This is a genomic window from Actinomadura spongiicola (assembly GCF_003432485.1).
Taxonomy (GTDB): domain Bacteria; phylum Actinomycetota; class Actinomycetes; order Streptosporangiales; family Streptosporangiaceae; genus Spirillospora; species Spirillospora spongiicola.
In genome coordinates this window covers 117,165-143,797 of the sequence record NZ_QVNQ01000002.1, presented here as the reverse complement: position 1 = coordinate 143,797, position 26,633 = coordinate 117,165, and the positions used below count along the sequence as shown (strand labels likewise).

Genomic DNA, 26,633 nt, shown 5'->3' with positions numbered 1-26,633 from the left:
CTACTTACCTCCAGGGAACGTCGCGCGCCGGAGCCGCCGGGCGGCGGCTCGGGCGGGAAGGGCGGGGCGGGTCTCGATCGCCGTGTGGCCGCGTGCGTCGCCCCGCACCGACAGCCGGAAGGGCCTGGCCCGATGCCAGAGGACCGACTTGCACGGGCCGGGCAGGTCCGCCGGGACGACCGCGTCATGGGTGTCGCCGGACACCCGGACGATCAGTCTTAACGTGCGTTTGTCCTTGCCGGCCGCGAAGAGCAGCGGCATGGGGATCCGCGCGGTCAGCGTCAGCCCGTCGTCGGCGAGGGCGCGGTCGAGCGTCACCCCGGACGCCTCGTCCAGGCTGACGCGCCGGTCCCGGCCGCGCGGGGCGTAGGCGAGGCGGACCGTCCCGGGGTCTTCGACGTCGGCGCCGGTGATCCGCGCCCGTACGGTGACCTCCAGGACGTCCCCGTCGCGGCGCGCGGCGACCGTCCGGGACGCCTCCGTGACGCGTCTGCGCAGCCCCTTAGCGATCTCGTAGAGGTCGTCGGGGAGGCCCGCGTCCGGGTCGTCGAAACCGTGGTAGGCGTAGTAGGCGCGGCCGTCCCTCAGGACGAGCGGGTAGGTGGCGTCCGCGGCGTCGGCCTTGATGGACGCGCACAGCCCGGCGACGTCGCCGCGCTGCGCCATGCGGAGCCGCACCTTCCGCCGGATGGGCAGCAGGGCCAGCACGTGGTCGGGCACGTACCGGTCGACGATGGCGCCGACCCGCGCGCACACGTCCCGGCGCGCGTCCTCGTCGAGTTCGAGGAGGCTTTCGCGGATCGGCTTCGTCAGCTCCCATTTGGCGTGCCGGTGGACGATCGCGTCCCGCTCCGCCCCCGGCTCCAACAGCCCGGCGACGAACCCGAAGAGCTTCTCGGCGCACTCCAGGCGGGTGTGGATCTCCACGGCGCCCTGGGTGATGTTGCCGCCGTCGTCGCGGAGCATCGCGTAGTAGCAGGTGTAGTCGGCCAGCACCGAGATCCGTTCGGCGCGGACGCACGCCTCGATGGTGAACGGCTGGTCGCTGCCGATCCGCATGTCCTCGGGGAAGCGGAGTTTGTGCCGCTCGACCAGGTCGCGGCGGAAAAGTTTGCAGTTCGACAGCAGCCACGGGAGCGGCGAGTCGAAAAGGTCGATCTCGGCGCGGTTCTCGGCGAACAGGTCCTGCTTGACCTCCCGCCCGTTGACGCCCTCCATCTTGCCGACGAGGACGTCCGAGCCCCATTCGTCCGCCGCCGCGACCATCTTCTCCAGGGCGCGGCGCCCGAGGTGGTCGTCGGCGCCGACGAAGTACACGTACCGGCCGTTCGCGATGTCGAGGGCGCGGTTGCTGGGCGCGGCGGGGCCGCCCGAGTTGGCCTGGTGCAGGACCTTCACGACGCCGGGGTGCGCCGCGGCGAACCGGTCGAGTTCGGCGCCGCTGCCGTCGGTGGAGCCGTCGTCGACCGCGATGACCTCCATGCGGTCCGCGCCGATGCTCTGGTTCACCAGCGAGTCCAGGCAGGCGGTCAGGTACGGCATCGTGTTGTAGACGGCGACGATGACGGTCACGTCGACGGGAGAAGCGCCGTCACGGGCCTCAGACGGCACCCAGCACCCCCGACGGCCGGAGCGAGACGGTCTCACCGCGCCTCGCCGATTCCAGGACGGCCGCCGAGACCTCCACCGTCCGCAGGCCCTGCCGCAGCGTCACGATGTCGTCCCCGTCGCCGCGGACGGCGTCGCGGAACCGTTCGTGTTCGACCAGCAGCGGCTCCCGCTTCGGGATCGCGTACCGGATCATGTCCCCCTCGGAGACCCCGCGGAACGCCCGCAGCGCCTCCCATTCGGTGGACAGCTCCCCGTTCGCGTAGAACGTCAGGTCGGCCGTGAGCGTGTCGGCGACGAAGCAGCCGCGCTCGCCCGTGACGACCGTGGTGCGCTCCTTGAGGGGGCTCAGCCAGTTCACCAGGTGGTTGACCATGGACCCGTCGGCGAGACGTCCGACCGCGGCCACCATGTCCTCGTGCGGACGGCCGCTGCGCGCCACCGTGTGCGCGCTGATCGACACATAGTCCTGGCCGGTGACCCACGCGGTCAGGTCGATGTCGTGGGTGGCGAGGTCCTTGACGACGCCGACGTCGGCGATGCGGTGCGGGAACGGGCCCTGCCGTCGCGTGACGACCTGGAAGACCTCGCCCAGCTCGCCCGCCTCAAGCCGCGCCCGCATGCTCTGCAACGACGGGTTGTAGCGCTCGATGTGGCCCACGCCGGCGACCAGGCCGCGCGACTCGAACGCCTTCACCATCCGCTCGGCGGCCTCCACCGAGTCGGCGAGCGGCTTCTCGACCAGCGCGCCGACACCGGCCTCCGCCAGCGCCAGCCCGACCTCCTCGTGCCTGGCCGTCGGGCACGCCACCACCGCGTAGTCGACGCCGAGTTCCAGCAGTTCGGGCAGGGTCTTCAGTAGCGGGACGCCGTGCGGCACGCTGTCGGGCTTCGCCACCGGGTCCACGACGCCGACCAGGTCGACGCCGTCCAGGCCGTTCAGGACGCGTGCGTGGTTGCGTCCCATCACCCCGAGCCCGATCAGGCCCGCGCGCAGCGGCGCGCTCACGACGCCGCCCCGTTCACGGCGTCGGCCACGCGCGCCAGGTCGGTTTCGGTGAGGGTCGGGTGCACCGGCAGCGACAGCACCTGGGTCGCCGCCCGTTCCGTTTCCGGCAGGTCCCAGCGCGGATCCGGGCGGCCGTCCTTCAGGAACGGCCTCAGCCGGTGGACGGGCGTCGGGTAGTAGACGGCACTGCCGATCTTCTTCTCGTCCAGGTGCCGCTGGACGGCGTCCCTGTCCCCGGGCACCCGGACGGTGTACTGGTGGTAGACGTGCCGGACGCCGTCCGCGACCGGCGGCGTCACCGCGGCGGTGATCTTCGCGTCCAGGAACCGGGCGTTGGCGATGCGCCGCTCCGTCCATTCCGGCAGCTTCTTGAGCTGCTCGCGTCCGACGGCCGCCGCGACGTCGGTGAGCCGCATGTTGGCGCCGACGATCTCGTTGGCGTACCGCTGCTCCATGCCCTGGTTGCGCAGGAGCCGCAGCGTCCGCGCCGTCTCCGCGTCCGCGGTGGTGATCATGCCGCCTTCGAGCGCGTGCATGTTCTTCGTCGGGTAGAAGCTGAAGCAGCCGACCGTGCCGAGCGCGCCGGCCGGGGTCCCGTCGACGGCGGCGCCGTGCGCCTGGCACGCGTCCTCCACGACGGCGAGGCCGTGCCGCTCAGCGAGGGGGCCGATGCGGTCCATGGCCGCCGGGTGCCCGTACAGGTGCACCGGCATGATCGCGGCGGTGCGCGGGCCGATCGCGGCGGCGACGGCCTCGGGGTCGACGCAGAACGAGTCCGGGTCGATGTCGACGAACACCGGCTCGGCGCCGACGAGCCGGACGACGTTGGCGGTGGCCGCGAACGTGAACGACGGGACGATCACCTCGTCACCGGGGCCGAGGCCCAGCGCGAGCAGGCTCAGATGCAGCGCGGAGGTCCCCGAGTTGACCGCCACGCAGTGCCGTCCCGCCACGATCTCGGAGAACCCCTCCTCGAACGCGGCGACCTCCGGCCCCTGAACGACCCGTCCGCTGCGGAGCACGCGCACCGCGGCCTCGATCTCCGCCTCCCCGATCACTGGACTCGCCGCCGGGACGAGCCCTTGGGATTCCACGGGCATGCACAGACTCCTTAGGGCATCACGGTGGAGCGGGCGGCTTCCCAGCGGGGAACGGAACACGAATCTCATGCTCACAAATTGGCGGAAGCCTCGCCTGATGGGCAGATTCTAGCCAAGCCGCACTACCGTACGGCCCTTACCCGATCATAAGCCGTCGAGCGCCCAGACTGGGGCAAGGCCGTGTCTGACCTGTTTCATCGCAGGTATCAGATTGGCGACGGCACCCCCGGGACGTCCCGTCTCTCGCTTTAGTGGGATTGCACACCCTTGTCTTACATCGGAGGGGGGCGGCCGCTGTGCGAAGGCTGAGGTTCGTGGGGCGTGCGCTGGTCGTGGCGTCGCTGGCGGTGGCGGCGGGGGTGGCCGTCAACCAGATCTTCAACAACGGGAAGACGAGCTGGAGCTGGGGCTACCTGGCGCTGACGTTCACCGTCCTCGGCCTGCTGATGCAGATGACGCAGACGACGCAGACGACGACGCCGCCTCCTCCCGAGCCGCCCACGACACCGCCTCCGGAGACGACGAGACATGCCAGGTGGGCGCGACGCGCGTATCTCCGGCGAATGCGTTCGTCGGTGGACCAGATGGAGACCGTCGGGCTCATCACCCAGGCGGAGTTCGTATTGCGAACACGGCAGGTCTACGTCGATGTGATGCTCCAGCCCAAGCCGGTGACCGACACGGTGACCGACTCGGGCATCGGACCCTCCCCTCCTGGGGCAGCCGGTCGGCGGGCCCCGCTGGCGTCCTTTCTCGAACCTGGGCGCGTCCTCGCGGTCCTGGGCGCCGCCGGGTCAGGGAAGACCACCCTGGCGCGCTACACGGCGCTGGAACTGGCCGAACAAGGGTGGTGGGGTCCAGGGCTGCTTCCGGTGCTGCTGTACCTGCGCGACCACGCCGAAGCGATCCAGGGCGAGCAGCCGGACAATCTGGCGCGGATCGCTGCGGCCGCGCCGTGGCTCGACGACGCGGTTCCGGCCGAGTGGCTGGAGCGGCGGCTCGCGCGGGGCCGGTGCGTGGTGCTGCTGGACGGCCTGGACGAGGTCGCCGACGCCGATGCCCGCAGGCGCGTGGTCCGGTGGGTCGAGGACCAGATCAGCCGCTACCCGGGAAACGCCTTCGTCGTCACGTCCCGGCCGCTGGGCTACGAGGGCAACCGGCTGTCCCGGGCGGACGTCCTGCACGTCCAGCGGTTCACCAGCCAGCAGATCCAGGCGTTCCTGAACACCTGGTACCGCGCCATCGAGCACCGCTCCCGGGAGGGCGACCCGCAGCAGATCGACCGGATCGCCGCCCGCGACGCCGCCGACCTGTTCCAGCGGATCAGCGGCCGTCCCGCCCTGTACGACCTGGCCGCGAACCCGATGCTGCTCACCATGATCGCCAACGTGCACCGGTACCGGGCGGGCAGCCTGCCGGGCAGCCGGGCCGCCCTGTACGAGGAGGTCTGCAAAGTCCTGCTCCACCGCCGCCAGGAGGCCAAAGGGCTTTCGGACGCCGAGTTGGAGGGTCTGAGCGGTGAACGGAAGGAACGCATCGTCCAAGAACTGGCGTGGTACATGATGCGCCACCACTTACGCGACATCCCCGTCGCGAATGCCGAGCGCGCGATCCGCACGGTCCTGCGGCGCACCGCGCCCAATCTCACACCTCAGGCGTTCCTCAACCACGTTCGACGTAGCGGCCTGCTCCTGGAGCACCAACACGGACGGTACGGATTCGCTCACCTCACCTTGCAGGAGTATCTGGCGGCCGCCCTGGTCCCGGGGCACTCCACCCGGCGTCAGGTTCTCGTCGACAACGTCGACGACGTCTGGTGGCGGGAGGTGACGTTGCTGTGGGCCGCCCGTGCGGACGCGGGCCCGGTCGTCGAAGCGTGCCTGGCCGTCCGTACCGTCACCGCGCTCAACCTCGCCTTCTCCTGCGCGAGCGAAGCGCGAGAACTGGACCCCGCGCTTCGCGCCGACCTCGACCGGCTGCTCACCACCGAGCCGAGCGACCCCGACGAGATCCGGCTGCTGGACGGCGTCGCCGCGGCACGCGCTCTCCACGACACCCGGGCCCTCGACGACAACGGCACGCGCATCTGCGTGAACCCCGCCGGTCCGGGCGACCTCTGGAACCGCTACGTCCAGCATGGCGAAGGGAACGGCGCCGTGTGGACCCGGAACATCAAAGGCTTTCTCGGATGGCTCAACAGCCTGTTCAGTGATGGCACCAACTACCGGTTGCCCACCCTGGCCGAGGCACGCCTGGCCCTCGACAGCGGCCTGCACCCGGCCGACACAACGATCTTGTACGCCGCCGACGAGGACTGGGGCAGCGATCACGCTCAAGCCCACCTCGTCCTCGGCACGGCGGTCCGAGATCCTTACTCGCCGACCCGGCGCCAGCTCGACGTGTATCCGAACCTGATCGTCGAACACACGCGGCTCATCCGCCGAGTCCTCTCCTCGCAGGTCCCCTTCGGGCATTTGCTCGCCTACGCGCGCCCCCGGGACCTCAACGACCCGCGCCACCGACTACTGCACATCGTCGACCTGGCCTTCGAGATCGCCTGCGACGTGGCTCATGGCCGCACCATGGCACTGGCCGCCCTCGCACCCGGCTTCCGCTTTCGCTGGGACAGCGAAGGTCGGTATGACGCCGACTTCGTCCGCGAGCTGGTCAAGGACCTCGATCGTGCCCTTGACTACCCCCGCCTGGAGGGCGACGTCCTCCCCTTCATCTTCCGCAACGCCGCCGAACTGGGTGTGGTCCGCCGCCAGGCCGAATACTCCTTTCCCTCCGCCTTCGACCTGGCCATCGCCGATGTCCTCAAACTCGCCGAGCGGATCGAGGACGTCGATTCCCTGCACGCCGATATCGGGGCTCTCGCTCAGGCGTACGCTCACGACCGCACCTATCCCCGAACCGGCCGCGACCCTGACCATCTCAGCGCCTTCAGCGCCCTGTTCTTGCGCCTTCTCACCCGTGAGGCCGAAACCCGCCGTCTTACCTCCGAACCGCGCCCCCACCTCGACTTCACCGCCCCCTTCCGCGGCGCCGACCTCGACGACGATCCCGACCGTTTTCTCGACCACGCCCGATACCGCGACGACGTGGCACTCCGGACCCGGGGATCGGCCTGGTTCATCGAGGATCCCGCTGTGATGGCCATCGCGGAGGGCGTTCCCGATCTGATCCACGGGCTCAACCTCGCCAGCGACCTGGCGAATGCGCGAGCCCTCGCCGCGAGTGACGTGTGCTCCCGGCCAGCGAGCGCGGTCCTGGGCATCGGAGCGGCATGTCACGAGTTGATGCGCGAACTTTACCGGTTGCTGGAGCCGCCGGATTCGTCCTACCCGCCTGACACGAGGCTCTTCGCCGGCTTTCTCGAAGCGCAACTGAGCGCGTCCGCCGGCGAGCCTCCTGCTGACGATCCGGCCATGGCGCTGGAGCGCGCCCTGCGGATGGCGGCTTCTCTTGACGAAAGAGTCGCGGAGAGAATGATCTCGACCGCGCTGGCCTACGCGGCGCCGTTGTGGGACGGGAGCCGTCCGGTCCGGCAGAGCGACCTGGTGTTGGCGGTCACCGCGACCCTGGCGGCGGCCCCCCTCCATCAGGAGCTGACTCCGCTGCTGCACGGCGCCCTGCGTACGCTCATCGCATTGACTCCGGACACGGACCGTGAACCCGAGCATGCGACGCTCGTCCTGGTGCGGAACTAGCAGACCCGCGTTGAACGTCACAGGGAAGCGTCGTATGTGGCCTGTTTCATCGCAGGGTGCCGTGGAGAGCGACCGGCCATCTCGCCCTTGAGGACGGTGGCCTGTCGCGGCACGTCATGGCGGCGCGGCTCTGGCCCGACCTGGACGCGGTGAGCTCCGCCAAGCGCCTGCGCCAACTGCTGTGGCGGATGCGGGGTCGCTGGGACCGGCTCCGCCTGCTCGCCACCCTCGGAGCCCAGGTGGACGAGCTCGCCGAGGCCCCGCAGCGTGTCCTCGTGCAGGCGCATCCGCGGCGCGGCGACACGGTGACCGCCTACCGCGCCTACCTCGACTACGACGCCACCGTACGCCGTGAACTGGGCGTGGAGCCGGGCCCGGCGCTGCGCGACCTCGTCTCCGGGCTCCGCTGACCCGGCGTCCCGGTTCAGTCGGCTCCGCGCGGGCTGGTGAGGCCCATGTCGTAGGCGAAGATCGTGGCCTGCACGCGGTCGCGGAAGCCGAGCTTGCCGAAGATGGCGTTGACGTGGGACTTCACCGTCGCGGTGCCGATGTCCAGCGTGGCGGCGATCTCCGTGTTGTTGAGGCCCCGGGCGACGTGGCGCAGCACGACGAGTTCCCGCTCGGTGAGCAGCCCGAGTCGTTCGTCCGGACGGGGCCGTGCGCCGACCGAGCCCGTGACGAACGCGTCGATCAACTGGCGGGTCACCGTCGGGGCGAGCATCCCCTCCCCGGCGGCCACGACACGGATGGCGTCCAGCAGTTCCCCCGGTTCGGAGTCCTTGAGCAGGAAGCCCGAGGCGCCAGCGCGCAGGGCCCCGAACACGTACTCGTCGCGCCGGAAAGTAGTGAGCACCAGCACCCGGGTGGCGGGCGCCACGGAGGCGAGTTCGCGGGTGGCCTCCAGGCCGTCCATGCCCGGCATTCGGATGTCCATGAGCACGACGTCCGGACGGAGGTCCGCCACCTTCCGGAGGGCCTCGGCCCCGTCGGCCGCCTGGCCGACGACCGTCAGATCGGGCTCCTCATCGATGATCGCGGCGAATCCCACCCGGACCACGGCCTGGTCGTCGGCCACGAGGACGCGGATCGTCATGGCCGGGCCCCGGCCGCGTCCACCGTCTCGTTCATGGGCTCCTCCATCGTTTCGAGCAGTCCCCGCATGCCCGACAGGGCGGCCCGCGCCTCGGCGACCACCACGGTCAGAGCGGCCCGTTGATCGTGCGCCGAACCGTCCCGCAGAGCCGACTCACCGATGCGCGTCAGCCGGACCGTATGGTCGAGGACCGCGTCCCGCAACCCGACCGCGACCTGGTACCGCTCGGCTCGCACGATGTGGTCGGTGCGCTCGGCCACTGCCTCCACCATCGACCGCTCCCATTCGCGGCCCCGGCGCCGCCTCGACCGGACGGCCGCGCCCCACGCCCACAGCGGCAGCATCGCGAGGGTGACGAAGAAGCCGAAGAACATGACCCCGGCGATGCCGTCCGCCGCGGTGAACGGCTTCTCCGTGGGGTCGTGGGCCAGGGCCGCCACCGCGAGCAGGCCACCGGCCGTCCCGACCGCGACCGCTCCGAGGAAGCCCATGCCGGCGGACGGTCCATAGACGGTCAGCGAGTACACCGCGATCATCTCGGTCGTCCACGCCAGCCCGAGCGCCACCAGCCAGTTCGTGTCGATCGCACCGGCCAGGGTCAGCCCGCACCAGAGGACGTCGACACCGATCACCCCCGCGAGGGTCGCCACCGGCGCCCTTCGCCGTGTCCACAGCATGGCCGCGTGCGCCGACAGGAGCCCGAACAGGCCGGCCAGACCGATCGGTGGAAGGCTCAAGGCCTCGTCGTGTGGGACCATCGCGAGCATCGGCAGCCCGACGCACAGGCAGAACGCCATCGCGTCGAGCAGTTGGGGCCAGCCGAGTTCGCGGCGGCGCCGGGTCGGTGCCGGAAAGGCCGCGTGGACCGACCAGCCGTCCTCGACCGGTCCCGCGTGCAGGGTGCCGCCGACGTTCGCCACCCGGTGCCGCATGCCCTCGACGCCGCGTCCACCACTCAACTCCGCGCCGTCGTTCCAGGCCGCGCCCTTCTCGTTGCGCACGCGCACGTCGAGGGTGCCGGTCGCGTACTCGACCTGGACGCTGATGGGTGCTCCCCTCGCGTGCCGCATCGCGTTCGTCAGGGACTCCTGGACGACGCCGTAGGCGGCGGCGACCGTCTCGGCGGGCAGCGGGCGCGCGCCGCCGGACACGGTCACCGACACGGGGATGCCGAGGCGTGCCAGTCCCGCGCACAGCGGGGAGAGGAGTTCGGGGAGATCGGCGTCCGGGGGCTCCTCGGAGGGCCTGCCCACGACGTCCACCATCCGGTTCAGCGCCGACAGGACCTCCCGGCCCGCCCCGACGGCGACCGCCAGAGCCTCGCTGACCATCTCGGGTCGCCGGTCCGCCAGGCTCAGGGCCGCGGTCGAGTGCACGGTGACGGCGCTGAGATGGTGCCCGGCGACATCGTGCAGATCGCGGGCCAGGCGTTCCCGTTCGGCTGCGGCCAGCAGCACCCGTTCCCGCTCGGCCTCGTCCAGCCGGGCCGCGAGCCCGCGCCGCACCTCGACCCGCTGGCGACGCAACTGACCGAAGGCGATGACGACCACGTAGCAGGCCGTGTACAGCACGATGATGGCGACCACCTCCTCTGGCGGCGGCACCGTCAGTGCGGTGGTGAAGCATCCGGCGGCCACGGCGAACAGGCCGCCGGTGACGGCGGTCTGGGCCGACCGGTGCACGGCCAACGAGTACAGCGCCACCAGATCGGCCACCCAGAGGACGGGGGCGGCCGTGAACGAGGAGAACGTCAGTTCGGTGACGGTCCCGAGCACCACCGTGACGGCCAGCACCTCCACCGGGCGTTCCCTGCGCAGGCACAGCGCCGCCGCCACGACCGCACCGACGATCAGCCCGAGCGTCCGTTCCCGCGCGCTGAGGGACTCCTCGAACGTCGCCGCCAAGCCCGGGCCCGCGGCGAGTTGAGCCGTCAGCAGAAGCAGGGGCAGCACGACGTCATTCACACGCGGCCGATGTCGTGTCAACTCGCCGAACGAGAGCACTTCGTGACTCTAATCCTGATCAGCTCGGTGCTGTCAATGGCCGGAGCCGGACCGTCCCGGCGCCGGGGGTCAATGCCAGGGTCCAGAAGTGGCGGCGAAGTAGGCGAAGCTGCCGCCACCGGCCAGATGGAAGGCCAGAATGACGATGCGCGCCACGACTCCGCTCGTTGTTCGCAATCCCAATAGCAGAGAGTACGGCAGCGCCGCGGCCCCGACGCCCCCCAGCACCAGCCCTGCCCAGTCCGCCGCCCCACCGTTGAAATGCCGCATGACCGCATTGCCTACCGCCACCGGCCCCCAGGCCCAGAAAAGGGTTTTCGGTTCGCTCCTTTTCCCGCCATTCGCGGTACCGTGCCGCACTGATTCTTTCGGTGTCACTGCGCTCCTACCGTGCCATGAATGTTCTGTCGAAGTCGGACGAATTCCGGCCGTCACAGCGCTCGGCGGCGCACGAGCGTCAGGGCGAAGGCCAGGAGCAGTGCCGCGACGGCGACGCAGTACACCGCGCCGCCGACGGCGCCCAACGGCACTTCGATCTTCGCGGAGTCGGGGAGGGCCATCAGTACGGTGAACGGCATCCAGGAGGCCAGGGTGTCTCCGACCTTGGGGATCAGGGTGACCGCGGTCTCCGCCACCAGCATCCAGATCAGCGCCCCGCTGATGGCGGCCGCGCTGTTGCGGACCACCGTGCCGACGGCGACGCCGATCACCGCCGTGACCGTGTAGACCAGACCGACGGCCATCACCTGGCGCCATTCCGCGGCGGTGTCCAGGGTCAGGTCGAGCCCGGACGGTGCCAGCACCACGGCCAGCCCGTAGGAGGCGAACGCGAACACGGACCCGATCACCCCGCCGGCGACGCCCAGGACCGTGGCCTTGGCGGCGACCACCTGCCAGCGGCCCGGAATCGCCTGGAAGGCCAGCCGGATGGTGCCGGACCGGTGCTCGCCCGTCATCGCGAGCACCCCCAGCACCAGGAGGATCAGTTGACCGAAGAGCGCCCCCGAGATGACGTCGGCGACGGTCGTGACCTCCCCCTCCTCGGGCGAGACCCGGACCGCCAGCACCGCCTCTCCGAGGGCGAGCGACGCGGCCACGGCGAGACACCACCAGGTCGACCTGCCGGCCACCAGGCGGACCCGTTCCGCGGCGATCGCGTTCCTCAGTGTCGCCCCCTCCACCGCCGTGCCCTCCACCGCTGTGCCTCGCGCGTCGTTCATCGTTCCTCCACACCCGCCGGGACGACGTCCGCCGCCCGGTACTCCACGGCGTCACGGGTCGTCCGCATGAACGCCTCTTCCAGTGATCCGTGGTCGGTGCGCAGTTCGTGCAGCACTTCACCGCACCCGGCGGCGATCTGGCCGACGCGCCTCGCGGTGGTTCCGGTCACCGCGAGGGCCCCGTCCGGCCGCGTCTCGACCTGGTGACCCGCCCGCCGCAACTCCCCGGCGAGGTGTTCGGTGTCGTCCGCGCGGACCACGACCACGGCCTGGGCCGCGTGCTCGACGAACTCGGCGGTCGGGCCACTCGCGATGAGCCGTCCCGCGCCGATGACGACGACCTCGTCGGCGGTGATCGCCATCTCCGACAGCAGATGGCTGGAGACCAGGACGGTGCGGCCCTCCGTCGCGAACTGCCGCAGAAGCTGCCTGATCCAGCGGATGCCCTCCGGGTCCAGACCGTTCATCGGCTCGTCGAACAACAGGATCCGCGGATCGCCGAGCAGCGCCATGGCCATGCCGAGACGCTGCCGCATGCCGAGCGACAGGGTGCCGACCCGCTGGCCCGCGACCTCGCCCAACCCGACCAGCCGGAGCAGCTCGTCGACCCGCCCCGGGGATATCCCGTTCAGACTCGCGACCCAGCGCAGATGCGTGCGCGCCGAGTGCCGGGGCCGGGCCCAGCCCGCGTCCAGCAGGGCCCCGACGGTCCGCAGCGGCGCGGAGAGTTCGGCGTACGGCCTGCCGTCGACCAGCACCGAACCGGCGTCGGGCCGGTCCAAACCGACGATCATCCGCATGGTGGTCGACTTGCCCGCGCCGTTCGGGCCGAGGAAACCGGTCACCACCCCGGGACGGACGGTGAAGGAAAGCCGGTCCACCGCCCTCTTCTCACCGAAACGTTTCGTCAAACCCTCAACGACGATCAAGGACGCCTTCTCTCCGTGCGAGCCCGGTCACTCGGGCGTTCTTTCACCGTGGTCAAGTGCACCATTCATCGGCCGCCATGACTTCCTCCGGTGGAACGGAAGCCGACTCGATCCCGGGGTCGGCTCGCGAGTCCACCCCAGGGTGGAGACGCACCGATGGGACGCCCCTTGTGCGGCAAGGGAGAACTCCGTCCGGCATCGGCGTCGGCACGGAACGCATCAGGATCTAGCCGTGTGGAATTCCTTCTCCTGACCGTTCGCGGGTGTGCGTACACGGCGCGCGTTTCATCTCCGTGTCGACGAGCCTGCGGGGCGTCGCCGGCGAGAATGCGTTCGGGAACCGAACAGGACGACGTAATATGTCGGGTACAACCCCGCGCGTTATCTGACCAAGACAGGGCGACCGCCTTGGGAAGCGGGGGCCAAGCTCGGGGAAACCTGGTCGGTAATCGTCGCGTCCACGACGTCCCCTGGTGGGATGACGGCACGTGCTCCGCACCATGAGAAAGGTCCTGGACGACTCCGCGAATGGCGCGTTCCGATTTTTGGCTTTGACCGGGGAACCCGGGGGCGGGCAAAACGAGGCTGCTGGGGGGACTCGCCGCCGCGGCCCATGAGCGCGGGCTGCCGGTCTCCTCCGGGAGCGCCTCCGAATTCGAGCGGGAGCTTCCGTTCAGGGCGTTCGTCGACGCGCTGGACGACGCGCTCGAAGAACGTCTTCCGGGGCTCGTGTCGGACCTAAATCCCACCGCCGTCCGGCGGTTGGCGATGGTCTTCCCCGCGTTGTCGACCTCCCACACCGGCGATCGCGGTGACGAACGCCCGGGAGGCGGGGCCCGACAGACCGGCCGGGCTGGTGCGCTACCGGCTCTACGGCGCCGTCCGCTGATCATCAGCGTCCGGGCGGTGGAGAGCCACCTCTGCCAGATCTTCGCCAAACTCGGCGTCACGTCCCGCACGGGTGTCGCCGCCGCCGTCCACCGGGCCGAGAACTCGGTTTACGGGCCGAGAACTCGGTTTAATGGCGCCCATGCGGGAGGACGATGTACGGACATGTCTGCGCGTTCTCGCCGAGCTGGCCGACGCGCCGGGCGGCGACCCCGATCTGGAGCGGGTGCGGGCGGCCGTGGGCGTGTTCACCCGCCGGACGCGGGAACGGGAGCGGGCGGCGGCCCGGCGGCGGCGGGCGGTCGCCGACGCGGAGATCCTGGCGACGGCGACGGCGACGGGTGCTCCGGAGCGTCGTGAGGGCGTACCCGCCGAGGCGCCGCGCGAGGTCGTCGTGTCGGGGACGCCGCTCAACGGGCTGCGCTCCTGCTATGTCTGCAAGGCGCGCTTCCGGGAGGTAGACGGGTTCTACCACCGGCTCTGCCCGCCCTGCGCGCAGGAACATCACCGGCACCGGAACGCGCGGACGGACCTGACCGGGCGCCGGGCGATCGTCACGGGCGGACGGGTGAAGGCCGGGTTCGAGCTGGTGCTGAAGATGCTGCGGGACGGCGCGTCCGTGACCGCCCTCACCAGGTTCCCGGCGGACGCTCTCCGCCGGTTCTCGGAGGTCGCCGACCGGGACGACTGGTGGGACCGGCTCACGGTCACCGGCATGGACCTGCGGGACGTCCCCGCGCTCGTCCGCTGGTGCGACGCGCTGGTGGGGGCCGGGGAGCCGCTCGACATCCTCGTGAACCTGGCGGCGCAGACGCTGCGGCACCCGCCCGAGTCGTACGCGGCGCTGCTCGCGGGCGAGGACCTGCCCGCGCTCCCCGCGCCCGCGCCGCCGGTGCCGACCGGGTCGGGTGAAGTGGACGTCGCGGGGCTGCTGCCCGACCCGTCCCCGGTCAACTCGTGGACGCGGCTGGTGCACGAGGTCGATCCCGTGGAGCTCATCGAAGTGCAGCTCATCAACGTGTCGGCGCCGTTCCTGCTGCTGGGGCGCCTGCGCCCGTTGCTTGAGGCGTCCCAACATCCTCGCCGGTACGTGGTGAACGTGTCGGCGGTCGAGGGGCAGTTCGACCGCGTCTACAAGGGCGCGGAGCATCCGCACACCAACATGGCGAAGGCCGCGCTGAACATGCTGACCCGGACGACGGCGTCCGAACTGGCCAAGAGCGGTGTGTACGTGACGAGCGTCGATCCGGGTTGGTTCACCGACCAGCAGCCGGAGCCGGACCGTGAGCGCCGCGCCGCCGCCGGGTTCCGTCCGCCGCTGGACGTCGTCGACGCGGCGGCCCGCGTCTACGACCCGATCGTGCGCGGCGAACGCGACGGCGATCCTCCGCACGGCTGCCTGCTGAAGGACTACCGGGTCGTCAGCTGGTGACGTCCCCGGCCATCGCGAGCAGCTCGGGGAGGCTGCCGACGTAGCCGTCCTCCAGCAGGGTCAGCGCCGCGAGCCAGGCTTCGGGGCGGACGCCGAGATGCCGGTCGACGTGCTCGGCGAGGCGGCGCAGCACGCGCGGGTCGGGCAGCCCCTCGGTCGGCGCGAGAAGGGGGTCGGCGTCGGCCGCCCAGAGCACCTCGTCGGCCGTGACGACCGCCCCTTCGCGGAACAGCCTCCCTGCTTCCCTTCCGTAGGCGAGTCCGGGGCTCCAGTGGTTTCGGACGCCCGGTTCGCGGAGGCGGCGGGCGCTGCCGTGCCCGGTCTCGTCCACGAACGCCGGAGTCAGCGGGACGTCGTCGTCCAGCCCGAGCAGGACCCTGACGCGTGCGGTGCCGCGCAGGCCGGGCAGCCACAGCGCGTCGGCGACCACCCGCAGGGACTCCTCCGGGACGGTCGCGAGCACGAACTCGGCGTCGAACGTCCCCGCGACGAGGCCGTTCCCGACGACCTTGAGGATCACGTCGGCGCCCACCCTCGTGCCCCGACCACACAGGGCGGCGAGGACCTCAGGCGCGGGATCGGAGATGAAAACGGCCGACTCGGGATGCTCGGCCACCGTTCTCAGCACCAGGGCGAGCGGGGCGTCGGTGCGCTTCGCGATGAACCCGGCGACCCGGTGGGAAATCGGCCTTTCGTCCGCGTCGACGGCGGCCCAGTCGACGCGCGGGGTGCTCGGGTGGCGGCGGTGCACCACCGTGCGGACGAGCGAACGACCGTCCCGCCACGGTTCGCAGGCATCGGCGTCGGCGATCTCGGCGATCGACCGGAGCATCTCGGGACGGCGCACCCGCCCGGCCAGCTCCCGCAGCCGGCGCTCTCCGTCCCTGCTCTTCAGCGCCGCCAGGGCGTACGCAAGGACACTCGGCTCCGCTCTGTCGGGTCCCCAGCGGAACCCGGGCAGCCGCTCCTGCTCGACGAGTTCCCGGACCTCGTGCACCCGGTGGGCGTCGAGCAGGGTCCGGCACGCCCAGAGGGCACCGTGCGGGTCGGCTCCGGCGCCGAGTCGCCGCAGCGCGTCTCCCGCCAGAACCGGGTCGGCCGCGTACAGCATCGCGTGATCGAGGCTGCTCTGGCGCCGGGTGTACAGGGACGCCAGCGCCTCGTCCGGCAGCGGCACCGGCGTGACACCGTCGCGGCGCGAGGTCTGGTGGGCGAGCTGGCGGCGCAGGTTCCGCGGCAGCCGCGTCAGCATGCGGTCAGCGCTCAGCAGGCTCGCGTTGACCTGGGGGTCGTCCAGGTCCAGCAGCCGCCCCAGCAGGCTCGGCGGATCCGCGACGAGCAGGGCGCGCTGGACGAGGAAGTCGAGGTCGGCGCCGCGTCCGCGCCTCAGCAGGGCCTCAAGGACGACCCGGTTGGGCATTCCATGGCTGGTCGCGAGGTGCTGGACGCGGTGATCCGGAAGGTGGTCGAGCAGGGCGTCCATTTCCCGGGGCGTCGCGAACCGCAGGAGCCCGGCCGTGCAGCGGACGATGTCGCGGGCGCGCGTCCTCCTCCAGGACTTCCGGTGAAGGGCCATGACCGATGATCGTAGAGGACCCGACCCACTTAGGGGGAATGAACTGTTTCGTCAGGAATTGCAGGTGTCGCTGGAAAAGGTCGGGGGGACGACCAAGGTCATCTCACCGAGGAGGTCCGATGCCGTCTCCCAAGCGCCCATTCCTGCTCTCCACCGGTCTCGCCCTGCTGGTCGTCGGGCTCTCCGGCTCCCAACTGGCCGCGGGCGCCGCGACCGTGTCCGCGCCCGCTCCTCCCGCGCCCGCCTCCGCCGCGCCCGGGCCGGGCGTCCGCGACGTCGTCCTCGCGGTCCACGGCGGCGCGGGCTCGCTGCCGCGCGGCAGCCTGACGCCCGAGCAGGAGAAGTCCTACCGAGACGGGCTCACCCGGGCCCTGCGCGCCGGATACGCCCTGATCAAGGACGGTCGGCCCGCGCTCGACGCGGTCGAGGAGGCGGTGAACGTCCTGGAGGACGACCCGAACTTCAACGCCGGAAAGGGCGCGGTGTTCAACACCGACGCCGAACACGAACTCGACGCCTCGATCATGAACGGCGCCGACCGCAGGTCGGGTGCCGTGGCCGGTGTCCGCCACACCAGGAACCCCATCTCCCTCGCCCGGCTGGTAATGGAGAAGTCGCCGCACGTTTTCATGGCCGGTAAAGGCGCCGACGAATTCGCGCTCCGTAATGGCGTCCCCTACACCACCCAGGACTATTTCTGGACGCAACGCCGCTGGGACCAACTCCTGGCCGCCAAGGGCGGGCGCGGCGCCACGACCGCGGGCGGCCGAACCGAGGTCGGCGGGACGGTCGGCGCGACCGCCGTCGACGGGTCGCGCAACCTCGCCGCGGCCACGTCGACGGGCGGCCTGACCAACAAGCAGGTCGGCCGGGTGGGCGACTCCCCGGTCATCGGCGCGGGCACGTACGCCGACAACCGCACCGTCGCCATCTCCTGCACCGGCACCGGCGAGGTCTTCATCCGGGGCGTCGCCGCGTACGACGTCTCCGCCCTCATGGAGTACGCGCGCATGCCCGTCACCAAGGCCGCCGCGACCGTCGTCAACCAGAAGATCCCGGCGCTCGGCGCGACCGGCGGCGCGATCGCGCTGGACGCCCGGGGCCGTCTCGCCGCACCGCACAGCACCAAGGGGATCATCAACGGCTATGTGACGAGGGACGGCGAGATCACGACGAGGCTCTACGACGACGAGACCCCCACCGGCTAGGCGGGATGGCGTACGGGGTCGCTCGGATCGACGCCGAGGATCTCCTCGGTGTGCTCCCCGATCGAGGGCGGCCCCGACGCGAACGCCGAGTCGACCACCGGCAGCGGCGACCCCGGCACGACCACCTCGCCGGACCCGCTCTCCATCGGGATCGACCGGACCATCCCGCGATGCCGGACGTGCGGGTCCGCGGCCAGCGCGTCCACGCTGAAGATCGGGCTGGACGGCACGCCGACCTCGCCCATCCGCGCGACGACCTCCGCCACCGGATGCGCCCGGGTCCACGCCTCGATGACGCGGTCGAGTTCGTCGCGGTGCTCCAGCCGGGTGTCGGTATCGGCGTCGGTGAAGTAGGGCAGCAGTTGCGGCGCGTCCACGACTCCGGCGAGGGCCGTCCACATCCGCAGGGTCATCGGCGCGAGATAGACGTAGCCGTCCGCGGCCGTGTAGGTCCCGGCGTAGGAGCGCCGGACCCTGCTGCCGACCCGCATGGGGCTCACGCCGAGCTGGAGCGACTCGGCCAGGCACGGGCCGAGCAGCGACATCATGCTGTCGAGCATGCTCAGGTCGGTGAACGAGCCTTCGCCGGTGGACTGCCGCCGGGTGAGCCCGAACATCACCGCGAGCGCCGCGTAGAGGCCGGTGACGTGGTCGGGCACGAACAGGCCCGCCTGCATCGGCATGCCGTCCGGTTCCCCGGTCAGGTGCACCAGCCCCGACATGGCCTGGATGATGCCGTCGAACGCGGGCCGCTTCGCGTACGGGCTGTCGTTGCCGAAACCGCTGGCGTGGACGTACACCAGCCCGGGGTTGATCTCCCGGACCTGCTCGTAGCCGAAACCCAGCCGCTCGGGAATGCCGACCGCGTAGTTGGTGACCACCACGTCGGCCGTCCGCAGCAGCGGAATCAGGGACTCCTGGCCGCTCTCGGACTTCAGGTCGAGCATGACGCTGCGCTTGTTCCGGTTCAGCGCGTGGAAGTAGACGTCGTTGTACGACAGGGGCACGGTGCTGCGGCTGGCGTCGCCCTCCGGCGGCTCCACCTTGATCACGTCGGCGCCCTGGTCGGCGAGGATCTGGCTACAGAACGGCCCCGCGATGTAGTGGCCGAACTCCAGCACGCGGATGTCGCTCAGGGGCGCGGTGTCACTCAAGGGCGCGGTGTCACTCAAGGGCGCGGTGTCACTCAAGGGCGCGGTGTCCATGCGGTCCCCTCCTCCCTGCCGAGGCCGTCCAGGCTCGGCATCCAGATGCCCTGCTCGGCGGCGAACTCGACGGCGCGCTGGTATCCGGCGTCGGCGTGGCGGACCACGCCGCTGCCGGGGTCGTTGGTCATCACCCGGTCCACGCGCAGCCCGGCCAGCGGCGTCCCGTCGGCGACCACCACCATCCCGGTGTGGACGGACCGGCCGATCCCGGTGCCGCCGCCGTGCTGCACCCCCACCCACGTCGCGCCGCTGGACGCGTTGAGCAGCGCGTTCAGCACCGGCCAGTCGGCGATGGCGTCACTGCCGTCGATCATGGCCTCGGTCTCCCGGTAGGGGGACGCGACCGAGCCGGAGTCGAGGTGCTCGCGTCCGAGCGCGACCGGCGCGCTCACCTTCCCGTCCCGGACGAGATCGTTGATGATCCGCCCAGCGCGGGCGCGCTCGCCGTAGCCGAGCATGCAGGTGCGCGCGGGCAACCCTTGGACGCGGACATGCCGGGCGGCGAGCTTCAACCACCGGGTGACGGACGGGTTGTCGGCGAACTCGTCGAGCATCGCCGCGTCGATCGTGGCGATGTCGGCCGGGTCGCCGGACAGCGCGATCCACCGGCAGTGTCCCTTCGCCTCGCAGAACAGCGGGCGGATGTAGGCCACGATGAACCCCGGGTAGTCCAGGGCCCGTTTGAACCCGCCGAGGTCGGCCTCGACGCGGAGCCCGTTGCCGTACTCGAACACCTCGGCGCCACGGTCGAGCAGGTCGCAGAGCGCCTTGACGTGGTCGGCCATGCTCGCTCGGGCGCGCAGCACATAGGTCTTCGGGTCGTGGACGCGCAGGTCGTCGGCGTCCTCCTGCGGGATTCCGGGCAGCGCGTACAGCAGCGGATCGTGCGCCGAGGTCTGGTCGGTGGCGATGTCGACGGGCACGTCCCGGGCGACGATCTCGGGCAGGACCTCGGCCGCGTTGCCGCGCAACCCGATCGACAGGGCCCGCCGGTCGGCGCGGGCCGCGAGCGCCAGCGCGAGAGCGTGGTCGAGGTCCTCGGCCTGGACGTCGAGGTAGCCGAGCCGCATCCGCCGGTCGATCTTCGCCTGGTCGACCTCCAGGCACAGCACCACGCCGCCGTTCATGGTGATCGCGAGGGGTTGCGCGCCGCCCATCCCGCCGAGCCCGGCGGTGACGGTCAACGTCCCGGCCAGGGTTCCGCCGAACCGCCGGTCGGCCACCGCCGCGAACGTCTCGAAGGTGCTCTGCAGAATGCCCTGCGACCCGATGTACGCCCACGAACCGGCGGTCATCTGGCCGAACATCGTCAGCCCGGCGTCCTCCAGGCGGCGGAACTCCTCCAGCGTCGCCCACTCCGGCACGATCATCGCGTTGGAGATGAGCACCCGGGGCGCCCACTCGTGCGTGCGGAACACCGCGACCGGACGGCCCGACTGCACCAGCATCGTCTCGTCGTCACCGAGCCGCCGCAGCGTGGCGACGATCGCGTCGAAGTCCCGCCAGGACCGTGCCGCCCGGCCGTTGCCGCCGTAGACGACCAGGTCGTCCGGACGTTCGGCGACATCGGGATCCAGGTTGTTCATCAGCAGCCGCAGCGCCGCCTCCTGCGCCCAACCCCGACATGTCAGATCGGTGCCGTGCGGCGCCCTCACCTCCCGCGCCCCTCGCGACCGTGCCCCTGCCGTTCCCGCCATCGACTCTCCTCCGATCACGTGTGCCGCCTACTCGCCCGTCTTGGCGGACTTCGGTCCGAACGGTTCGGGCCGGAACGGCTCGTCGCGGGCGTTGAGGAACGCCCGCAGCCCGCCTTCGGCCTTCGCCTCGTTGAGCCGCTCGCGTTCCGGCCCGTAGGAGGAATGCGCCATCGCGTTGAGCGCGCCGTTGAGCAGCAGCCCGCTGTCGATCCCGGCCGCGCGCAGCCCCTGCATGGTGATGGCCTTGTTGAGCCGCACCGACGCCGCCGGGACCATCGCGATGCGCCGTCCGAGCCGCCGTGCGGTGGGCAGCAGCTCGTCGGGCGCGACGACCTCGTTGACCACGCCCATCCGCAGCGCCTCGGCGGCGTCGAAGTGGTCACCGGTCAGCGCGTAGCGGTTGGCGTTCTTCCAGCCGCACAGGGCGGCGAACAGGAAGATGGAGCTGGACGTCATCCGCACCTCGGGCTGGGCGAAGACGGCGTCGCTGGACGCGATGGTGATGTCGCAGGCCAGGCCGTACCAGAACCCGCCGCCCATGCACCATCCGTTGACCGCCGCGATCACCGGCTTGGGCAGGCTCCAGATCTCCCGGAGATGGTCGAGTTCCTCCTGGTTGCGGTCGTACCAGGTGCCGATGACGTCCGCCGGATAGCGAGGTGCGGCATTCGTCGTGCTCGCCGCGTTCGCCCCGTCGACAGCCGACATGTCGTACCCGGAGCAGAACGCCCGTCCGGCCCCGGTGAGGACGATCGCGCGGACGTCGTCGTCCCTTCCGGCGCGGCGCAGCGCGTCGTGCAACTCCCGTTCCATGTCCGCCGACAGGGCGTTCATGATCTCGGGCCGGTTGAGGGTGAGGGTGGCGACGGCGTCGTCCACCTCGTACAGGATCGATGTGTAATCCACGTTGGAGCGTTCCTAACGGGTCAGGGACGGACGGACGATCCGGAGGTCGAGGACGCGCACGCCCCGTCCGCGCGGCAGCACGGCGACCGGGTTCAGGTCGATCTCCACGGCGGCCTCGCGCAGGTCGGCGGCCAGCCGTCCGACGCGGACGACGAGGTCGACGAACGCGTCGGCGTCGGCCGGGTCGGCGCCGCGATATCCGGCGAACAGGCGTTCCAGCGGTGTCTCGGCGACCAGTGCGCGGACGTCCTCCGCCGACACCGGCAGCAGCGACAGGGCCGGGTCGGGTTGGAGTTCGACGAGCGTCCCGCCGGTCCCGAGCGCCAGCAGCGGCCCGAACACGGGGTCGAGGACGCAGCCGACGAACGCCTCCACGCCGCCGGTGACCATCTCCTCCACCGTGACCTGCGGCGCCGGTTCGCCGAGGTGCCGCGCCACCGACGACGTGACGGCCTCGTAGGCGTCGCGCGCCTCCGACGGCGTGGACGGCCCGACCGCGACCCCGCCGACGTCGCTCTTGTGGACGACCTTCGGCGACGCGGTCTTGAGCACCACCGGGAAGCCGATCGAGGCGGCGGCCGCGACGGCGTCACCCACCGAGGCGGCGGCCGCCCGGCGCGGCAACGGCAGCCCGTATCGCGTGGCCAGGTCCGCGAGCACGTCGTGGGGCACCTGGCCCGCCGGTGACGCGTCCAAGGCCCGCCGCACCGCCCGCAGGGACTCCACCGGGGTGCCGCCGAGGACGACAGGGCCGTCGTCCTCGGCGGCGAGTTCGGGGCGGCGCGCGGCGACGGTGGTCACGGCGGCGATCGCGGCCATTCCGGCGCGGGTGCCGTGCACGACGGGAATGTCGGAACCGGCCAGGGCCGAAGCGGCGAACGGGTGCAGCCCGCCGCCGTAGTTCGACAGCACGACGACCGGGGTGCCGCTGCGTTCCCGCACACCGGGCAGGGTCGCCAGCAGGCGGGTGTAGGACGCGGCGAGCCGTCCGCCCAGCGACGGCGGCGCGTCCAGGACGACCGCGAGGAGATCGACTCCGTCGTCGGCGGCGACGGCCGCCGCGAGCCGCCCGAACCGTTCGGGTTCGCCGACCAGCTGGCCGGTGCCGTCGAGCGGGTTGGCGATCGTGGCGAAGTCCGGCAGGATCGCCGCGACCTCGTCCCGGGTGCCCGCCGACAGCCGCGCCAGGTTCACGCGCCCGTCGGCGACATCGGCGACCACGCCCAGCTCACCGCCGGACAGCCCCAGAAACGCGACTCGATCCCCCGCCGGGGCGGTGCGCAGGGTCGACAGCGCCACCAGCGCCTCGGTCAGCTCGTCGAAGTCGGTGACCGTCACGATCCCGGCCCGGCGGCAGAACGCCTCGAAGGCCCGCGCGTCCCCGGCGATCGCGCCGGTATGGGACGCGACGTTGCGGGCGCCGAGCTCCGTCCGGCCGACCTTTAGGGCCACCACCGCGACGCCGCGTTCGTGCCCCTTTCGGACCGCGGCCATGACACCGTCCGCGTCGCCGAGGCCTTCCACCACGATGCCGACCGCCCGGACGTCCGGGTCCTCGACGAAATGGTCGAGATAGTCGGCCATCCCAGTAACGGTCTCGTTTCCGCTCGACACGACATAGGAGAGCCCAAGCCGTCCAGACGCGGCGAGCAGGATGCACCCCGACCCCGACTGCGACACCACGGCGACCGGGCCGGGGCGCAGGTCCGTGCCGAAGTCGCCGCCGGTCAGCCACAGGCCACGCCCGGGGTTGAAGACGCCCATGCAGTTCGGCCCGACCAGGCTCATGTCGTACCGTCCGGCCAGCTCGCGCAGCCGCTCGGCCCGCGCCGCGCCGCCCGCCGTCTCCTCGAACCCGGAGGCGTAGACGACCACGCCCCGGCAGCCCTTCTCCCCGGCCTGCTCGACCAGCCCGGCCACGGTGTCGCTCGGCGTGCAGATCAGCGCCACGGTCGGGGTGTCGGGCACGTCGGCCAGCGACCGGTACACCGTGACGGCGTCGACGTCCCGGCCGCCGGGGTGCACGCCGTAGACCGCGCCGCCGAAGTCGAACCGGCGGAGGTTGTCGAGGATCCGGCGGCCGGTCGACCCGGCACGCGGCGACAACCCGACGATCACGATGCTCTTCGGGTTCAGCAGGTCATGGAGCGCGGACCGCCGCCCACCCCCGTCGTCACCGCTCATGGGGCACCGCCGCCACCTGCGTCGTGTCGAGGTAGGCGGTCACCGTGCCGCCGTGCCGGATCGAGTCGCGGGCGTCCCGGGGCAGGACGGCCCGCAGCGTGACACCGTCGCCGGTGCGGACTGTGACGCGCACCGAGTTGCCCAGATACAGGTCGTCCAGCACATGCAGCTCAAGGCGGGCCGGTGCCGCCCCGGTCGGCGTCAGGCTCAGCGCCTCCTCGGGGATGCTGAGGTCCACCAGCTCGTCGGCGGCGTCCAGCGGCTGCCCGCACACGACCTCCATGTCGCACCCGGCGAACCCGACGCGCGCCCGGTCCCCGCTGAGGCCCCCCATCGTCGCCTCGGCGACGTTGTGCCCGCCGAAGAAGCTCGCGACGAAACCGTTGCGCGGTCTCGTGTACAGCTCCTCCGCGGTGCCGACCGCGTCGATGCGACCGTCGTGCATGATCACGATCCAGTCGGAGAGCGTCAGCGCCTCCTCACGGTCGTGCGTCACGTAAACGGTCGTCGCCGCCGCCTCCTGGTGGAGCCGCCGCAGTTCCACGGCCATCCGCATGCGCAGTTCGCGGTCGAGCGCGCCGAGCGGCTCGTCCATCAGCAGCAGGTGCGGACGGAACGCCAGCGCGCGGGCGACCGCCACCCGCTGCTGCTGCCCGCCCGACAGTTCGCGCGGCAGCCGTCCGCCCAGCTCACCCAGGCCGACCAGTTCCAGCATCTCCGCGACCCGCCGGGCCCGGTCCGCCTTCGGCCAGCGGCGCATCTTCAGGCCGTAGGCGATGTTGTCGGCGGCGGTCATGTGCGGGAACAGCGCGTAGTTCTGGAACACCATGCCGATCTCGCGGGACGCCGGAGGCACCCGCGTGACGTCACGGCCGTCGATGAGCACCTCGCCCTCGTCCGGCGCGAGGAACCCGGCGACGACGCGCAGAATCGTGGTCTTCCCCGAACCGCTGGGGCCGAGGACGGTGACGAAGTTGCCGCGCTCGGCGACTAGGTCGATGCCGCGCAGCGCCTCCGTCCCGCCGAACCGCTTGACCAGCCCGCGCAGCTCCAGCCCGGCCGGTTCGGACGGCACGGGCTCGGGCACGGCCGTGGCCTCGCCACGCGACTCCTTGGATGCCCTGACGTTCATACCTTCCTCCGCAGCATGAAGGCGAGCGAGCCGACGACACCGGTGCCCGCCATGAGCAGGGTCGCGATCGCGGTGATGTTGGGGTCGAGTCCGGTCTTGACGTTGTCGAAGATGGCCTTCGGGAGCGTCACGGTCCCCGGCCCGCCCAGGAAGTTGATCAGTACGGCCTCGTCGAAGCTGGTGATGAACGCGAAGATGTAGGACGCGCCGATCGCGGGCAACAGCAGCCGCAGCGTGATCCCGACCATGGCGCGCGGCCGGGACGCGCCGAGGGTCATCGCGACCAGCTCCGTCTCGGCGGGCAGCCGCGCCATCGCCGACCCGAGGATCAGCAGGACGAACGGCAGACCGTGCACCGCGTACGTCAGCACCAGGGCCACCATGTTGCTGGTGAGCCGGAACTGCACGAACAGGGTGTAGAGCGCCACGGCGTAGGCGACGCCCGGGATCACCAGCGGGCTCAACCCGATGGCCTGGAACAGCCCCTTCAGCGGAAGCCGCGACCGGTACAGCGCGAACACGGCCGGGATGCCGATCAGCAGGGAGATCGCCGCCGACACGGTCGCCAGCTTGAACGACAGCACCATGGCGTCGATCCAGGTGTCCGAGCCGAAGAACGACCGGTACTGCCGCAGCCCCCACTCCTCCGGCGGGAACTGGAGCACCTCGGCGTTGGAGAACGACAGCACGACGACGCACACGATCGGCACACCGAGGAACAGCACCGCGACGGCGCGCACCACCAGGTCGACCGCCCGAAGGCCGTGGGTGAGGACGCGACGTCCGGCGGTGTCGGGCACGGACCGCCGCTCGGTCCCGGCCGGGACGGACGGGGTCAGGGTGTCGGTCGTCATCCGAGGGCCCTCCGCATCCGTTCCCTGCCGACCAGACGCAGCCCGCCGAGGATGACGATTCCGGCGACGATCAGCAGCAGCACCGAGGACACGGCGGCCTGCTGCGGCTGGAACAGGTTGAAGATGTCGTCGGCGATGAGGCTCGCGGTGAACGGCGCCGTGGCTCCGCCGAGCAGGACCGGCGTCAGGTAGTACCCGATGCAGATCACGTAGACGATGACCGTCGAGGCCAGCAGCCCGGGGAGGGCCAGCGGCGTCACCACGTCCCGCAACGCCCGGACCCGGGACGCGCCCATGCTCTCGGCGGCCTGTATCAGGTTCAGGTCGATCGTCACGTACACCGCGTACATGGGCAGCACCGCGTACGGCAGCATCTGGTACGTCATCCCGGCCACCACCGCGAACTGCGTGCGCAGCAGTTGCACGGGCTCGTCGATCAGACCGATGGACGTCAGGGTCCGGTTGACGACCCCGAACCGTTCCAGCAGCACGGTGAAGGCGTAGATCTTCATCACCGCGCCCATCCACAGCGGCACGAACACGGCCATGGCGATCACCATGCGGGTCAACCGGCTCCTGGTGGTGCGCAGCGACCAGGCCAGCACGGCGCCGAGCCCCACGACGATCACCGTGACGATCAGCGAGGTGAAGCAGGTCGTCCACAGCGTGCGCCGCGCCGCCGGGCTCTTGAGGAAGTCGCCGACGTTGCCGAACCCGTTGGGTTCACCGAACGCCGTCCGCAGCAGTTCGACGAACGGGTAGACGATGAACACGGCGGCGACGGCGAGGAACGGCGCGATCAGTGCCAGCCCGGTCGGGCCGGAGAACGTCGACTGCCATCCCCGGGTGCGTGTTCGGCGCCTCATCTGACGCATG

20 protein-coding genes are annotated in these 26,633 nt (G+C 71.2%); 4 read left to right on the top strand and 16 right to left on the bottom strand.

Features of this window, described 5'->3' with window-relative positions; translation table 11 throughout:
- Genes D0T12_RS05330 through D0T12_RS05320 form a run of 3 tightly spaced genes read right to left on the bottom strand, consistent with a single transcriptional unit; the run spans position 1 to position 3,717 of the window.
- Positions 1–1,611 (bottom strand): glycosyltransferase family 2 protein, encoded by a 1,611-nt coding sequence (locus D0T12_RS05330; RefSeq protein ID WP_147339398.1) that lies wholly within the window; start codon positions 1,609–1,611, stop codon positions 1–3.
- A complete protein-coding gene (locus D0T12_RS05325; RefSeq protein ID WP_117398183.1) occupies positions 1,601–2,617 on the bottom strand; it encodes a Gfo/Idh/MocA family protein in 1,017 nt (338 codons plus the stop codon). Before D0T12_RS05325 ends, D0T12_RS05330 begins: the two co-directional genes overlap by 11 nt.
- Positions 2,614–3,717, bottom strand: a complete 1,104-nt coding sequence (locus tag D0T12_RS05320) for a DegT/DnrJ/EryC1/StrS family aminotransferase (protein WP_117398182.1) — start codon at positions 3,715–3,717, stop codon at positions 2,614–2,616. The genes D0T12_RS05325 and D0T12_RS05320 overlap by 4 nt, the downstream gene beginning before the upstream one ends.
- Positions 3,718–4,031: 314 nt before the next feature.
- Here D0T12_RS05320 and D0T12_RS05315 point away from each other — a divergent pair, with 314 nt between their 5' ends.
- Both D0T12_RS05315 and D0T12_RS05310 read left to right on the top strand, forming a co-directional pair.
- Positions 4,032–7,427, top strand: a complete 3,396-nt coding sequence (locus tag D0T12_RS05315; protein WP_117398181.1) for an NACHT domain-containing protein — start codon at positions 4,032–4,034, stop codon at positions 7,425–7,427.
- Positions 7,428–7,483: 56 nt separating this feature from the next.
- Positions 7,484–7,837, top strand: coding sequence for a bacterial transcriptional activator domain-containing protein (locus D0T12_RS05310; RefSeq protein WP_117398180.1), 354 nt, complete (start codon positions 7,484–7,486; stop codon positions 7,835–7,837).
- Between the two features lie 14 nt (positions 7,838–7,851).
- Here D0T12_RS05310 and D0T12_RS05305 read toward each other — a convergent pair whose 3' ends face one another.
- The 5 genes from D0T12_RS05305 to D0T12_RS05290 all read right to left on the bottom strand — a co-directional run bounded on the left by D0T12_RS05305 (position 7,852) and on the right by D0T12_RS05290 (position 12,672).
- Complete coding sequence (locus D0T12_RS05305) at positions 7,852–8,520, bottom strand: response regulator (protein WP_117398178.1); 669 nt, start codon at positions 8,518–8,520, stop codon at positions 7,852–7,854.
- Entirely contained in the window at positions 8,517–10,523 is a 2,007-nt protein-coding gene (locus D0T12_RS05300) for a sensor histidine kinase (protein ID WP_117398176.1), read from the bottom strand. Before D0T12_RS05300 ends, D0T12_RS05305 begins: the two co-directional genes overlap by 4 nt.
- 69 nt (positions 10,524–10,592) lie before the next feature.
- Positions 10,593–10,901, bottom strand: coding sequence for a hypothetical protein (locus tag D0T12_RS34760; protein ID WP_147339396.1), 309 nt, complete (start codon positions 10,899–10,901; stop codon positions 10,593–10,595).
- 53 nt (positions 10,902–10,954) lie between these two features.
- Complete coding sequence (locus D0T12_RS05295; protein WP_117398175.1) at positions 10,955–11,743, bottom strand: ABC transporter permease subunit; 789 nt, start codon at positions 11,741–11,743, stop codon at positions 10,955–10,957.
- Positions 11,740–12,672: an ABC transporter ATP-binding protein gene (locus D0T12_RS05290; protein WP_117398173.1), complete on the bottom strand. Its 933-nt coding sequence runs from the start codon at positions 12,670–12,672 to the stop codon at positions 11,740–11,742. Before D0T12_RS05290 ends, D0T12_RS05295 begins: the two co-directional genes overlap by 4 nt.
- Positions 12,673–13,702: 1,030 nt before the next feature.
- Between D0T12_RS05290 and D0T12_RS05285 the strand changes: the two genes are divergently transcribed.
- Positions 13,703–14,992: an SDR family NAD(P)-dependent oxidoreductase gene (locus D0T12_RS05285; RefSeq protein WP_233525855.1), complete on the top strand. Its 1,290-nt coding sequence runs from the start codon at positions 13,703–13,705 to the stop codon at positions 14,990–14,992.
- Here D0T12_RS05285 and D0T12_RS05280 read toward each other — a convergent pair.
- Positions 14,982–16,568 carry a hypothetical protein gene (locus D0T12_RS05280; RefSeq protein WP_117398169.1) on the bottom strand — a complete coding sequence of 529 codons (1,587 nt, stop codon included), beginning with the start codon at positions 16,566–16,568 and terminating at the stop codon, positions 14,982–14,984. The two genes, D0T12_RS05285 and D0T12_RS05280, sit on opposite strands and share 11 nt — an antisense overlap.
- A gap of 119 nt (positions 16,569–16,687) precedes the next feature.
- Between D0T12_RS05280 and D0T12_RS05275 the strand changes: the two genes are divergently transcribed.
- Positions 16,688–17,776: an isoaspartyl peptidase/L-asparaginase family protein gene (locus D0T12_RS05275; RefSeq protein ID WP_117398168.1), complete on the top strand. Its 1,089-nt coding sequence runs from the start codon at positions 16,688–16,690 to the stop codon at positions 17,774–17,776.
- Here D0T12_RS05275 and D0T12_RS05270 read toward each other — a convergent pair.
- Genes D0T12_RS05270 through D0T12_RS05240 form a run of 7 tightly spaced genes read right to left on the bottom strand, consistent with a single transcriptional unit; the run spans position 17,773 to position 26,632 of the window.
- The gene (locus D0T12_RS05270) at positions 17,773–18,981 is read right to left on the bottom strand and encodes a CaiB/BaiF CoA transferase family protein (RefSeq protein ID WP_117398166.1); all 1,209 of its coding nucleotides are present in this window, start codon (positions 18,979–18,981) and stop codon (positions 17,773–17,775) included. The genes D0T12_RS05275 and D0T12_RS05270 overlap by 4 nt on opposite strands.
- On the bottom strand, positions 18,963–20,681 hold the full coding sequence (gene hutU / locus D0T12_RS05265) for a urocanate hydratase (protein ID WP_117398164.1): 1,719 nt from the start codon (positions 20,679–20,681) through the stop codon (positions 18,963–18,965). Before hutU ends, D0T12_RS05270 begins: the two co-directional genes overlap by 19 nt.
- 27 nt (positions 20,682–20,708) lie before the next feature.
- A complete protein-coding gene (locus D0T12_RS05260; RefSeq protein ID WP_117398162.1) occupies positions 20,709–21,587 on the bottom strand; it encodes an enoyl-CoA hydratase/isomerase family protein in 879 nt (292 codons plus the stop codon).
- A gap of 12 nt (positions 21,588–21,599) precedes the next feature.
- Entirely contained in the window at positions 21,600–23,771 is a 2,172-nt protein-coding gene (locus D0T12_RS05255) for an acetate--CoA ligase family protein (protein ID WP_117398160.1), read from the bottom strand.
- The gene (locus tag D0T12_RS05250) at positions 23,761–24,903 is read right to left on the bottom strand and encodes an ABC transporter ATP-binding protein (protein WP_117398159.1); all 1,143 of its coding nucleotides are present in this window, start codon (positions 24,901–24,903) and stop codon (positions 23,761–23,763) included. Before D0T12_RS05250 ends, D0T12_RS05255 begins: the two co-directional genes overlap by 11 nt.
- On the bottom strand, positions 24,900–25,757 hold the full coding sequence (locus D0T12_RS05245) for an ABC transporter permease (RefSeq protein ID WP_117398157.1): 858 nt from the start codon (positions 25,755–25,757) through the stop codon (positions 24,900–24,902). The genes D0T12_RS05250 and D0T12_RS05245 overlap by 4 nt, the downstream gene beginning before the upstream one ends.
- Positions 25,754–26,632, bottom strand: a complete 879-nt coding sequence (locus D0T12_RS05240; RefSeq protein ID WP_117398155.1) for an ABC transporter permease — start codon at positions 26,630–26,632, stop codon at positions 25,754–25,756. Before D0T12_RS05240 ends, D0T12_RS05245 begins: the two co-directional genes overlap by 4 nt.
- Between the last annotated feature and the right edge of the window lies 1 nt (position 26,633).